Genomic DNA, 12,568 nt, shown 5'->3' with positions numbered 1-12,568 from the left:
TGGACTATCGGATCTACAGGACCTGTAGGAACCTTTGTGGGAGCGGGCTTGCTCGCGAAGGCAGCGGATGAATTTCACTTCAATCCGACTTTATACAAGGCACCATCCTCTTCATCGGTCAACACATACAGATACCCATCCGGCCCCTGTCGCACATCGCGAATGCGCTGTTTCAACTCCCCGAGCAACCGCTCCTCGTGCACCACCTTGTCGCCCTGGAACTCCAGGCGAATCAGTTCCTGGCTGACTAACGCGCCGATAAACACGTTGCCCTGCCAGGCCTTGAAACGATCGGCATCGTAGAACGCCATGCCACTCAGCCCCGGGGACTTTTCCCAGACATGGTTCGGCGCAACAGTGCCTTCGACTAGCTCGCCCCTGGCTTCGGGAATCGGCAGGCCCGAGTAATTGATGCCATGGGTCGCCAGCGGCCAGCCGTAATTCTTGCCGCGCTCGATGATGTTGATTTCATCACCGCCCCGAGGGCCGTGTTCGTTCTCCCACAGCGTGCCGTTCCACGGGTTGAACGCTGCGCCTTGCGGGTTACGCTGCCCGTAGGACCAGATTTCCGGGCGCACGTTGGCCTGGCCGACAAAGGGGTTGTCCTTGGGCACCGTGCCGTCCGGGTAGATTCGCACCACCTTGCCCTGCAGCTTGTCGAGGTCCTGGGCGGTCGGGCGGTCGTTGTTTTCCCCCAGGGTGACGAACAGGTAACCGTCGCGATCAAACACCAGCCGCGAACCAAAATGGTTGCCGACCGAGAGTTTCGGTTGCTGACGCAGGATCACCTGGAAATCCTTGAGCGCCGTCATGTCTTCGCTGAGCCGGCCGCGGCCCACCGCAGTACCGGCCTTGTTATCCTCACCGCCCCCTTCGGCATAGGACAGATAGACCATCCGGTCCTGCTTGAAATCCGGTGACAACGCCACGTCCAGCAAGCCGCCCTGCCCTTTGGCCCAGACCGTTGGCACGCCGTTGAGCGGTGCCGACAGCTTGCCGTCGGCAGTGACCAGCCGCAGGTTGCCCGGACGTTCGGTTACCAGCATGCTTTTACCATCCGGCAAGAACGCCAGCGCCCAGGGGTGCTCCAGCCCCGTCACGACCGGGGTGACCTCAAGGGTGCCTTCTTCGCTTTTCATCGCCTGGACGGGCGCAGCAAACACAGCGGCAGTGGCGGTGATCAACGCGCCGGCACAGAGGGTTGCCAACAGGGTTTTGCGCAACATGCACGATTCCTTTTCCGATCAACATGAGTTCTGCTGAAAAACAGCGGGCAGACGACCTGCCTGCCCCTCAAGGGATGTTGTTACCGACGTCTCGTGGGGGTGGATTGGCAATGAATTTCGGCGGGCTGGCGGGAACGCTCCGGTCGGGATAGCGATTACCGATGCCGCCGTTGTCCAGCGTCGGCGGGCGCGGGACCGGAACGGTATTGGGCCCGCGTATGACCGGGGCACTGGGTTGAGTGCCTTGCATGCTGTTGGGGTTGGCCCGTTGAATCGGACTGTTGTAAGGGTTGCTGGTGCGGCCTGGCAGGTTCTGGGCCAGTTGCAACGAAGCAGAGGCATCGGCCTGTGCCTGGGGGCCCAGAATGGCACTCAGGGCTAGCGCAACGGCGCCAAACACGTTTCGGTTCATGGGGTGCCTCTCTACATCGCGTGGATAAGGACTTCGATACCACGCTACGCCCGGGGTTCGGATTTGTTAACAAAAACCTCCCCGGGAAGATGTAACAGAACACCTCTCAGATCAGAATGAAGACCACCAGCAACCCGGCAAAAATCGACCATTTTTCGAGGTAGTAACGCGTGCGGTTACGCTTTTTCAGTTGCTTGCCGCGCAGGCGAATCCTGTAGATCCTGCTGAACAGTCGATTGAGCCCGCCGGTCCTGTCACCCGCCTCGTTCGGTGCACCGGCCGCCGACATGACATGGCGACTGAACCAGCGATTGAATGCCGCTGCCCACCGATACTTCATCGGCCGCTCGACGTCGCAGAACAAAATGATGCGATTGTGCGGCGTGGTGTTTTCTGCGTAATGAATGTAGGTCTCATCGAACATCACCGCTTCGCCATCGCGCCAGTGATAGTCCTGGCCATCGACATTGATATAGCAACCGTCGGCGTTGGGTGTTTCCAGGCCCAAGTGGTAACGGTACGAACCGGCATAAGGGTCGCGATGGCGCACCAGTCTGGAACCCGGTGGCAACTCGGCGAACATCGCCGCCTTGATCGAGCCAATGCCCTGCACCAGCTCGGTGGTGCGCGGGCAGAGTTTCATGGCTGACGGGTGACTATCGCCGTACCACTTGAGATAGAAGCGCTTCCAGCCGGTCTTGAAAAACGAGTTGAAGCCGACGTCGTCGTATTGGTTCGAACGCTTGATCTCGCCGGCGTGAAGCAAGTTCCGGCCTTCGGCACGAATTTCTTCCCAGTGCGCCTGCAGCAGACGCAGATCCGGGAAGTCGGCCGGGTCGAGATACGGCTTGTTGGGAATTTTCGAAAACAGGTAGAGAAAGCAATTGATCGGCGCCAGAAACGTCGAGTGATCACTCAACTGGCGACCCAGCCTATGGCGCACTTGGCCACGCAGATGGACATACGCAACAGAGACAACGTAGATAACGGCAATGATCAGTTTCACGAAAATCGTCACACGTCAGAAGTAAACAAACTGCGCCCTTTACCGGCATGCCGGTCCCCGGGGCTTGTGCAGCGGTTGAATACGAAACAGCGGCGCTGTGGTGTCATCGAGCCACACCGATGGTCGGTATCCGGCTGATGGATGGCATTTTGGCCACAGTTTGTAACCAATAATTAACCTACAACGGCGAAAATGTCACCGCAAAATCCGCCAAAGCGTTGCACGGACCTCAACGCCCTATCGTTTAAAGAGCCAGACCAGTACAATCGCCGCCAAACTTTACGCGCCCCAGGTTGAGAGCGGGAAACCACCCCTTTCAGCGCACGTTGACTCGGGCCAGGCGCGCCACATGCTGCTGTCCACTTAATGCCAGATGGATCTTCCACTGTTGATCGGGATGAATGTCCCGGGGTCCGAACAGTGGAACGGGTACTGAACCGGTACTGCCGCAACCCTAGCTACTCTGAATGCTTCGCAGGAAAAACCTTTGATTTCTACAGCTAACATCACGATGCAGTTCGGCGCCAAGCCGCTCTTCGAAAACGTTTCGGTCAAGTTCAACGGTGGCAACCGTTACGGTCTGATCGGCGCCAACGGTTGCGGCAAGTCGACCTTCATGAAGATTCTCGGCGGCGACCTCGAGCCGTCCGGCGGCCAGGTCATGCTGGAGCCGAACGTGCGCCTGGGTAAATTGCGCCAGGACCAGTTCGCCTACGAAGAATTCACCGTGATCGACACCGTGATCATGGGTCACGAAGAGCTGTGGAAGGTCAAGGCCGAGCGCGACCGCATCTATTCGCTGCCGGAAATGAGCGAAGCAGACGGCATGGCCGTGGCCGAGCTGGAAACCGAGTTCGCCGAAATGGACGGCTACACCGCAGAATCCCGCGCCGGTGAGCTGCTGCTGGGCCTGGGTATTCCACTGGAACAGCATTTCGGCCCGATGTCCGAAGTGGCTCCGGGCTGGAAACTGCGGGTGTTGCTGGCTCAGGCACTGTTCTCCGATCCGGAAGTGCTGTTGCTCGACGAACCGACCAACCACCTGGACATCAACACCATTCGCTGGCTGGAATCGATTCTCACCGTGCGTAACAGCACCATGATCATCATTTCCCACGACCGTCACTTCCTCAACAGCGTCTGCACCCACATGGCCGACCTGGACTACGGCGAGCTGCGCCTGTTCCCGGGCAACTACGACGAGTACATGACCGCGGCGACCCAGTCCCGCGAGCAACTGCTGTCGGACAACGCCAAGAAGAAAGCGCAGATTGCCGAACTGCAAACGTTCGTCAGCCGCTTCTCGGCCAACGCCTCGAAAGCCAAGCAGGCCACTTCCCGCGCCAAGCAGATCGACAAGATCCAGCTGGCCGAAGTCAAGCCTTCGAGCCGCGTGAGCCCGTTCATCCGCTTCGAACAGACCAAGAAACTGCACCGCCAGGCCGTGACCATCGAGCAGATGTCCAAGGGCTTCGACGGCAAGACCCTGTTCAAGAACTTCAGCTTCACCGTCGAAGCCGGCGAGCGCGTGGCGATCATCGGCCCGAACGGTATCGGCAAGACCACCCTGCTGCGCACCCTGATGGGCGAGCTGACCCCGGACGCCGGCTCGGTGAAATGGACCGAAAGCGCGGAGCTGGGCTACTACGCCCAGGACCACGCCCATGACTTCGAAGACGACGTCAGCCTGTTCGACTGGATGGGCCAGTGGACTCAGGGCGAACAGATCATTCGCGGCACTCTGGGCCGCATGCTGTTCTCCAACGACGAGATCCTCAAGTCGGTCAAGGTCATCTCCGGTGGTGAGCAAGGCCGTATGCTGTTCGGCAAGCTGATCCTGCAAAAGCCGAACGTACTGGTGATGGACGAACCGACCAACCACCTGGACATGGAATCGATCGAGGCGCTGAACCTGGCGCTGGAAAACTACCCGGGCACGCTGATCTTCGTCAGCCACGACCGTGAGTTCGTATCGTCCCTGGCCACCCGCATCATCGAGTTGAGCCCTAACGGCGTGACCGATTTCAGCGGCACCTACGACGACTACCTGCGCAGCCAGGGTGTGGTGTTCTAAAGGCAGCGATTAGTTTCAAGCTGCAAGCTACAAGTTAAGAGCCCTGTCCATGTGACAGGGCTTTTTGCATTTCATGGGTGGGATTTTGTTGGGTGCCGAATNTGTGGTGTTCTAAAGGCAGCGATTAGTTTCAAGCTGCAAGCTACAAGTTAAGAGCCCTGTCCATGTGACAGGGCTTTTTGCATTTCATGGGTGGGATTTTGTTGGGTGCCGAATCCTTCGCGAGCAAGCCCGCTCCCACAGGGGAACGCATTCCAAATGTGGGAGCGGCGGTGCGACGATTCGACTTGCTCGCGAAGAGGCCATCAATGACTGCAAAAATTAGTTAGCCTGCTTTCTTTTATCGCAACGCCGCGCCATCATGCAGTTCTCCCACCGCCGCCCGCGAACGAGCCCTCATGTCTGTGCAGCAAGTTGCTCCGCAAAGCTCCATGGCGATCACCCTGCAGATCGTCTCCATCGTTTTCTATACCTTCGTTGCCTTCCTCTGCATCGGTTTGCCGATTGCGGTATTGCCGGGGTATGTCCACGAGCAGCTCGGGTTCAGCGCCATCGTGGCCGGGTTGACCATCGGCTCGCAATACCTCGCCACCCTCCTCAGCCGGCCCATGGCCGGGCGGATGTCCGACAGCGTTGGCACCAAGCGCGCAATCATCTATGGCTTGACGGGCATCGTGCTCAGTGGCGTGTTGACACTGCTGTCGACCCTGCTGCAAGGCTTTCCCTTGCTCAGCCTGCTGATCCTGATCGCCGGGCGCCTGTTGCTGGGAATTGCCCAAGGGCTGATTGGCGTCGGCACCATCAGTTGGTGCATGGGCCAGGTGGGCGCCGAGCACACCGCGCGGTCGATCTCCTGGAACGGCATCGCCTCCTATGGTGCGATTGCCATCGGGGCGCCGCTGGGCGTGGTCATGGTGCAACAGCTCGGTTTCGCCAGCCTTGGCATCGTCCTGTCGCTGCTGGCACTGGCCGCGCTGCTGCTGATTCGCAACAAGCCCTCGGTGCCCGTGGTGCGCGGTGAGCGCCTGCCGTTTTGGTCTGTGTTCGGGCGCATTGCGCCGTTTGGTGCGAGCCTGAGCCTGGCGTCCATTGGCTACGGCACCCTGACGACCTTTATCACCTTGTATTACGTCAATCGCGGCTGGACCGGCGCGGCCTACTGCCTGACCGTGTTCGGGGTCTGTTTCATTCTGTCGCGGCTACTGTTCATATCCGCCATCAGCCGCTTCGGCGGGTTTACATCGGCCATTGCCTGCATGTGCATCGAGACGGTTGGCCTGGTACTGCTGTGGCTGGCGCCTTCGACCGGCTATGCGCTGATTGGCGCCGGCCTGACCGGGTTTGGCCTGTCCCTGGTGTACCCGGCCCTGGGTGTCGAGGCCATTAAACAGGTGCCTGACTCCAGTCGGGGCGCAGGTTTGAGTGCCTACGCGGTGTTTTTCGACCTGGCGCTGGCCATCGCCGGCCCGTTGATGGGCGCAGTGGCACTGAACCTGGGTTATGCGTGGATTTTCTTCAGTGCGGCGTTGTTGTCGGTGGCGGGTTTGGGGCTGACCCTGCTGCTCAAGCACCGCGCAGGGTCGCGCAAAAATTACTGATCAGCCGTTTGCATCCCGGCCCGGGTCGCCCTGCCCAGGGTCCGCGAGAAGAAGCTTCCGGCTTCAGAGATCAGGTTACGGTGAATGTCTTGCCGATCGACGCCATCGGCATCGGTACACAGCGCCGGCATGATCACGATCTGCTCGTCGTTGCAGGGCGCCATGAAGACGAAGTGCCCTGCGCCCGCCAGCAACTTGAAGTCAGGTGCCGTCGGCAGTTTGCGCGCCAGTGCCGCGGCGTTCTTGTCGACAGCCACCAGTTTGTCGCCGTCGCCACTGTAAAGCAGCACCGGCACATGCACGTCGGCCAGGGTGTGGCGGCCGAACTTCAGGCTCAGCGGCGCCATCAGCATCAAGGCGTGGACGCGAGGGTCAGCCACCGGTTGCAGGTCGTCACGATCGACAATCAGTTCGCCACGGGTGTTGCAGGCGTCGCGGTCATCCGGACGCTCCTGGCAGTAACGGCGCAGGCGATCGAGGTCCGGGGTCGCGCCGGACAGGATCAATGCGGTCTCGCCACCGGCCGAATAGCCAATGACGCCCACCTGATCGGCGTTGACGAACGGCGACAGCATACGGTCGCCCAAGGTCGCGGTAATGGCTTCGGAAATCTGGATCGGCCGGCCATACAGGTTACTCAAAGTACCGAGGCGGCTGTGGTCCCTGGAGTTGTCACCGGGGTGAATCACCGCCACCACGACAAAGCCTTTACGCGCCAGTGACGTGGCGAGATCGTGCAGGGCCAGCGGGGTGCCGGTGTTACCGTGGGACAGCATCAGCATCGGGAACCGGCCAATGGCGACTTTGGTGTCCTCCCCGGCTTCGACGGTGTAACCCTCCAGCTTGCTGGTGTGCTCCCAGTCACTGGAAGGATAGAAGGCGATGGCACGCATCGGCTGCAGGTCCAGCGGGTCGAGAAAAGTCATCTCATGGAAGCCGACGCTCCAGTGAGGATGCGGTGCAGGCGCGGCGTGCACTGTATTCAGGCTGCTGAGCAGGCAAATCAGTAAAGTTGCACAAAGACGCATCATGGGATGCCCCACCTTGTTACCGGACTTGAGACGTGAACCCTTGACTGCATAAGTCAGGCCACAATCTGAAACGACCAGAAACAAAAAACTCCGTAGCTGGTACTTGCGTAACCAGAATACAGAGTTTTTTGGGGTATTACCTGAACGCTTGCGTTCTTTACGCAGGCCTTACGCAGCGGCGAACAGTTGCTCGCTGATTTGCGTGTGAGCAGCGCTCATGGCTTTGTTGCGAACGTCGTCACCGTAAGCCAGGCCTTCGGCGCGGACGATTTCGATGTCGGTGATGCCGATGAAACCGAACAGCACCTTCAAATATTCTTCGTGGGCAACACCGGTCGCCTGACCGGCGTGAATGCCGCCGGAAGTCGAGACGATCACGACTTTCTTGCCACCGCACAGGCCTTCAGGGCCGGCTTCGGTGTAGCGGAAGGTCTGACCGGCAACGGCGATGCGGTCAATCCAGGCCTTCAGTTGAGTCGGGATGGTGAAGTTGTACATCGGTGCGGCAATCACCACGGCATCGGCGGCGAGGAATTCGGCCAGGGTCGAGGCGCTCAGTTCGGCTTCGTGCTGCTGTGCGGCGTTGCGCAGTTCAGCGGTGGTGCCGGCGGCAACCAGGGTGGTGGCGGAAAAGTGGCTGATCGCGTCGGCGGCCAGGTCGCGGTAAGTCACCACGGCGGTTGGCTCGGCAGCTTGCCAGGCTTTGACGACTTCACCGCTCAGCTGACGGGAGGCCGAGTTGTCGCCAAGAATGCTCGAATCGATATGCAGCAACTTCATGTGGGATCTCCAAGTGAGGATCGCCCACAAGGGCGATCTGATGGGACTAATCCTACAGACGAAACCAATAGCTGATTAGCCGGCAATAATGCGATAGTTCGTCTCACAGATAGAACAATCAGGCTCAGATCATGCAAGACCTCAACGACCTGTATTACTTCGCCAAAGTCGTCGAAGCCGGTGGATTCGCGGCAGCCGGCCGATTGCTGGGCATCCCCAAGTCGCGACTGTCACGCCGCATTGCCGAACTGGAAGAACGCCTGGGCGCGCGCCTGCTGCAACGCACCACCCGACAACTGAAACTGACCGCCGTGGGTGAACGCTACCTCAGGCACTGCCAGGCAATGCTGCTGGAGGCGGAAATGGCCGACGAGGCCGTGGCCAGCATGTCCAGCGAGCCCCGTGGGCGTTTGCGGGTGTCGTGCCCGGTCGGGCTGGCCCACGAGATATTGCCGGGGGTGATCAGCGACTTTCTGGAGCGTTTTCCACAAGTCCAGCTGGAGGTCATGCTGCTCAACCGACGGGTCGACCTGGTGAACGAAGGCATCGACGTTGCCCTGCGTGTGCGGGAACTGGGCGACGAAGACCCGCTGCTGGTCACCCGCAGGCTGCGCCAGGCGCAGATGCTGATGGTCGCCAGTCCCGGCTTTCTCGTTGGCCGCAAGATCAATCATCCCGAGGACCTGAAAAACCTGCCGGTGCTCGGTGCACTGGAAGCCGACCGCATGGTGCACATCCGCATGCTCGATCAAAAAGGCAAAAGCTGTGAGCTCGCGCTCGAGGCCCGGCTGGGCATCGATGACTTTATCGTGCGCAAGGCCAGCACCCTCTCCGGCCTGGGCTTTACCATGCTGCCCATGATGTATTGCGAACAGGAACTGGAAAACGGTTCACTGGTGCAGTTGTTGCCCGACTGGTCCTTGCCCGGTGGCTGGCTGCAGGCGGTCTATCCTCATCGACGCGGGGTGATGCCGGCGGTACGCGCCTGGATTGACCATCTGGTCGAATCCTTCAATGCCTGTGGGGAACGATTGTTATGAAGGCTGGACGGATGAGCGAAGAGGATGTCGCGCAATTTTGCCTCGCCCTGCCCGGAGCGCGGGAAGACTACAAATGGGGAGGCGTACGGGTGTTTTCGATTGCCGGGAACAAGATGTTCGCCTTGCAGGGCCTGCGGGGTGATTCCCTGGCCTTCAAGGTCGACAAGGATGTGTTTCTCGGTCACTGCGACCGCCCGGGGATTCACCCGGCACCTTATCTGGCGCGCGCCCAGTGGATCATCATGGAAACGCCCTACCCGCTCAGTGGCGAAGAACTACAGGGATTGCTGCAGCGTTCCCACCAATTGGTGGTGAGCAGGCTGCCAAAGCGCACTCAAGTCGGACTCTTGCTGTAGCGCCTTGTTTATCAAAACAAGGCGAACAGGTGTGCGCCAAGAAACAGATGATCGATCCAGAACACCTGGTGCATTAGCACGATGATCCAGAACACCAACTGGAACGAGACTTTGCGCGTTTTGTGCCGAAACATCTGCTGGGCCAGCAAGGCACCGGGCCAGCCTCCGGCAAACTCCAGCGCATGCAGGACATTCTCCGGCGTGCGCCATTGCTCGGCGCGAGCCTTGCGCTTGTCGCTCCAGTACAGGAAAAACGTCACGACGCTGACGATGCCGTAGGCCGCCAGGGGAATCAGCGACGCCCCATGCAGCCACGACGACAGCGAACCCGACAACGGCAACGCGCACAGGAGTGCAAACACCAGCCATTTGAGCCGTGAATGACGGATCTGTCCCCCGGACTGACGTCCGGGGTTATTGTGCGAACGCGAGCGTGAGTCACTCACGGCTTGGCCGCGCTCCAGTCAACCCAGCCGAATTGCCAGGTCGCCAGAATCAACAGGCCAAAAACGATGCGATACCAGGCAAACGCCGCATAGCTGTGGCTGGCGATGAACTTGAGCAGTCCGCGAACCGCAATCATCGCGAAGACGAACGCCGTGACGAAACCGACCGCGAACACCGGGAAATCCGCCGGGACAAACAGGTGACGGTACTTGTAGCCCGAATACACCGCTGCGCCGACCATGGTTGGCATCGCCAGGAAAAACGAGAACTCGGTAGCGGTCTTGCGCGACAGGCCGAACAGCAGCCCGCCGATGATGGTCGAGCCCGAACGCGATGTGCCCGGGATCATCGCCAGGCATTGGGCGAAGCCGACTTTCAGGGCGTCTTTCCAGGTGATGTCATCCACCGTCTCGGCGTGTACCTCATGCTGGCGACGCTCGGCCCACAACATGATGAACCCGCCCACGACCAGCGCCGTTGCCACGGTGACCGGATTGAACAGATACTTGTGGATCAGGTCGGCAAAGATGACGCCCAACACCACGGCCGGCAAGAACGCGATCAACAGGTTCGCGGTAAAGCGCCGGGCACCCGGCTGGGTCGGCAGGCCGATTACCACGTCGAAGATCTTGCGCCGAAACTCCCACACCACCGCCAGGATGGCACCCAGCTGAATGATGATGTTGAACGCCATTGCCCGCTCGCCCCCGAAGCCGAGCAAGTCGGCCACGATGATCTGGTGGCCGGTACTGGAAATGGGCAGGAACTCGGTCAGCCCTTCTACAACCCCAAGAATCAATGCCTGAAAGGCGGTCCAAAGATCCATCAATCCCCCAAAAGGCTATGCGCACCGGCATGCCCCGTTAGTATTTTTCAAAAGCTTTCATTGCGATCAGCGTAGCTGAAGCCCCACGCATCAAGGATCACCACAGCACCGTAAAAATCCTGTGAAAAAACCACCCTGAATCAGGATTACCCGTGTGGGGCGCAAATCCTATCAGACAAGTCCGATTGGCGCTGCCGCGTTACCTGGCACCGCTCGCACAGGCTCGTTCGGCAGGGCGAGGCTGGATGCTGGCAATGCTTCATGACAGGAACAAGAATCCGCCGTGATTGGACCCGGCAGGCCACGGCATTTTTCAGGACCGTTTCGTACTTCAGTGGGGGCACGCCCTTCCCCAAAGGACTCCGCGCGCCAATACGGTTACAATCCGCCCCCTCTCGATTTCTCAAGGATCTTCCATGTCCGGGCTTGAACTGTTTGCCGCCGCCCTCGGTGTCATTGCCGTCTGGCTGACGGTCAAACAGAACCCCTGGTGCTGGCCCATCGGCCTGGTCATGGTGCTGCTATACAGCTGGATCTTTTTTGAAGTGAAGCTGTATTCGGACATGTTGCTGCAAGTCGTCTATGCCGCCTTGCAGCTTTACGGCTGGTGGCAGTGGACACGAACGGGCGAAACCATGCATGGCCGTGAAGTCAGTCGGCTCGATGGCAGGTCCCTGGCGTTGAGCCTTGCCATTGGCGCACTCGGCAGCCTGTTGCTGGGTGCCGCCATGGTCCGCTGGACCGACGCCGCGCAACCCTGGCTCGATGCGGCGCTGACCGGATTCAGCCTGGTGGCGCAGGTCTGGATGGCGCAAAAACGCGTCCAGTGCTGGCCGTTGTGGATCGCCCTGGATGTCATTTTCGTCGGCTTGTTCATTTATAAAGGCCTTTACCTGACCGCCATCCTGTACGGGTTGTTCACCGTCATTGCCGTACTCGGCTGGCGCGAATGGCGCGCCGATCCGGCATTGCGCGCATGAAAGTCCTGGTCCTCACAGGCCCTGAATCCAGTGGTAAAAGCTGGCTGGCGGGCGAACTGCAAGCGCATTTCGGTGGCATTCTGGTTGACGAGTATGTGCGCTGGTTCATCGAGCAGAATCCGCGGGACACCACATTGGCGGACATCCCTCACATCGCCCGCGGTCAGTTGGCATGGGAGGACGCAGCGCGAGCGCAACAACCGCCTTTGCTCATCCTCGACACGCACCTGCTGAGCAATATCCTCTGGAGCCAGACCCTGTTTGGCGATTGCCCCGCCTGGATTGAACAAGCGCTGCTGGCCCGGCATTACGACCTGCACCTGCTACTGTCGCCGGAGCAGGTACAATGGACTGACGACGGCCAGCGTTGCCAGCCCCGGTTGAGTGAGCGCCAGGCCTTTTTCGACCAGACCCTCGCCTGGCTTGAGCGCCACGCACAACCGGTTCAGGTACTGCGCGGAGACTGGGCAGAACGCCGGCTCCAGGCACTGGACGCGGTGGCCCTGTTGCTCGAAGCCTGACCGGCGTTCGGGGGGACTTTCCCAGTCCCTCCTCTACCTTGGGGGGGGAAATGTCCGATCCTGAAACACTCTCCCTGTCTCAAACAGCCCATTTCAACGCCCTTCTTCTTTTGGCCGGCGGATTTGTAAAGGGATTGATACAGGATCACTGGAACCCCCATTCCAGAGGGTAATGCTGTTCAGTCAGGCCTCTGTAGGAGCGAGCCGGCTCGCGATGGACCCAAGCGCGCTGCGTTTAGTCAGTTAACACGCGGCATCGTTAACGACCATC

At 59.8% G+C, this 12,568-nt stretch carries 13 protein-coding genes; 6 read left to right on the top strand and 7 right to left on the bottom strand.

Translation table 11 applies throughout. From position 1 onward, the window contains the following. Positions 1 to 74 precede the first annotated feature (74 nt). The 3 genes from ACLD1X_RS19035 to lpxO form a co-directional block, all read right to left on the bottom strand. A complete protein-coding gene (locus ACLD1X_RS19035) occupies positions 75 to 1,226 on the bottom strand; it encodes a PQQ-dependent sugar dehydrogenase (RefSeq protein ID WP_429370259.1) in 1,152 nt (383 codons plus the stop codon). Positions 1,227 to 1,293: 67 nt separating this feature from the next. Then, the gene (locus ACLD1X_RS19030) at positions 1,294 to 1,638 is read right to left on the bottom strand and encodes a hypothetical protein (RefSeq protein WP_429370257.1); all 345 of its coding nucleotides are present in this window, start codon (positions 1,636 to 1,638) and stop codon (positions 1,294 to 1,296) included. A 106-nt stretch (positions 1,639 to 1,744) separates the two neighbouring features. Next, the gene (gene lpxO, locus ACLD1X_RS19025; RefSeq protein ID WP_429370255.1) at positions 1,745 to 2,644 is read right to left on the bottom strand and encodes a lipid A hydroxylase LpxO; all 900 of its coding nucleotides are present in this window, start codon (positions 2,642 to 2,644) and stop codon (positions 1,745 to 1,747) included. Positions 2,645 to 3,131: 487 nt separating this feature from the next. Here lpxO and ACLD1X_RS19020 point away from each other — a divergent pair, with 487 nt between their 5' ends. Then, a complete protein-coding gene (locus ACLD1X_RS19020) occupies positions 3,132 to 4,718 on the top strand; it encodes an ABC-F family ATPase (protein ID WP_033052720.1) in 1,587 nt (528 codons plus the stop codon). Positions 4,719 to 5,116: 398 nt separating this feature from the next. Beyond that, positions 5,117 to 6,316, top strand: coding sequence for an MFS transporter (locus ACLD1X_RS19015; protein ID WP_429370253.1), 1,200 nt, complete (start codon positions 5,117 to 5,119; stop codon positions 6,314 to 6,316). Here ACLD1X_RS19015 and ACLD1X_RS19010 read toward each other — a convergent pair. Further along, a complete protein-coding gene (locus ACLD1X_RS19010) occupies positions 6,310 to 7,347 on the bottom strand; it encodes an alpha/beta hydrolase family protein (protein ID WP_429370251.1) in 1,038 nt (345 codons plus the stop codon). The genes ACLD1X_RS19015 and ACLD1X_RS19010 overlap by 7 nt on opposite strands. 168 nt (positions 7,348 to 7,515) lie before the next feature. Beyond that, the gene (locus ACLD1X_RS19005) at positions 7,516 to 8,127 is read right to left on the bottom strand and encodes an FMN-dependent NADH-azoreductase (RefSeq protein WP_429370249.1); all 612 of its coding nucleotides are present in this window, start codon (positions 8,125 to 8,127) and stop codon (positions 7,516 to 7,518) included. Between the two features lie 131 nt (positions 8,128 to 8,258). Here ACLD1X_RS19005 and ACLD1X_RS19000 point away from each other — a divergent pair, with 131 nt between their 5' ends. Both ACLD1X_RS19000 and ACLD1X_RS18995 read left to right on the top strand, forming a co-directional pair. Then, positions 8,259 to 9,167 (top strand): LysR substrate-binding domain-containing protein, encoded by a 909-nt coding sequence (locus ACLD1X_RS19000; protein WP_429370247.1) that lies wholly within the window; start codon positions 8,259 to 8,261, stop codon positions 9,165 to 9,167. Beyond that, a complete protein-coding gene (locus ACLD1X_RS18995; RefSeq protein ID WP_429370245.1) occupies positions 9,164 to 9,523 on the top strand; it encodes an MmcQ/YjbR family DNA-binding protein in 360 nt (119 codons plus the stop codon). Before ACLD1X_RS19000 ends, ACLD1X_RS18995 begins: the two co-directional genes overlap by 4 nt. Positions 9,524 to 9,534: 11 nt before the next feature. Here ACLD1X_RS18995 and ACLD1X_RS18990 read toward each other — a convergent pair whose 3' ends face one another. Both ACLD1X_RS18990 and ACLD1X_RS18985 read right to left on the bottom strand, forming a co-directional pair. Continuing rightward, positions 9,535 to 9,969 carry a DUF1294 domain-containing protein gene (locus ACLD1X_RS18990; protein ID WP_429370243.1) on the bottom strand — a complete coding sequence of 145 codons (435 nt, stop codon included), beginning with the start codon at positions 9,967 to 9,969 and terminating at the stop codon, positions 9,535 to 9,537. After that, on the bottom strand, positions 9,966 to 10,796 hold the full coding sequence (locus ACLD1X_RS18985) for an undecaprenyl-diphosphate phosphatase (RefSeq protein ID WP_429370241.1): 831 nt from the start codon (positions 10,794 to 10,796) through the stop codon (positions 9,966 to 9,968). Before ACLD1X_RS18985 ends, ACLD1X_RS18990 begins: the two co-directional genes overlap by 4 nt. 416 nt (positions 10,797 to 11,212) lie before the next feature. On the opposite strand from ACLD1X_RS18985, the gene pnuC reads away from it, so the two are divergent. Both pnuC and ACLD1X_RS18975 read left to right on the top strand, forming a co-directional pair. After that, positions 11,213 to 11,776, top strand: coding sequence for a nicotinamide riboside transporter PnuC (pnuC, locus tag ACLD1X_RS18980; RefSeq protein WP_429370239.1), 564 nt, complete (start codon positions 11,213 to 11,215; stop codon positions 11,774 to 11,776). After that, positions 11,773 to 12,297: an AAA family ATPase gene (locus tag ACLD1X_RS18975; protein WP_429370237.1), complete on the top strand. Its 525-nt coding sequence runs from the start codon at positions 11,773 to 11,775 to the stop codon at positions 12,295 to 12,297. Before pnuC ends, ACLD1X_RS18975 begins: the two co-directional genes overlap by 4 nt. Positions 12,298 to 12,568: the final 271 nt, after the last annotated feature.

Source organism: Pseudomonas sp. 18173 (assembly GCF_050432945.1).
Classification (GTDB): Bacteria; Pseudomonadota; Gammaproteobacteria; order Pseudomonadales; family Pseudomonadaceae; genus Aquipseudomonas.
This window is presented reverse-complemented; position numbering and strand designations above follow the sequence as displayed.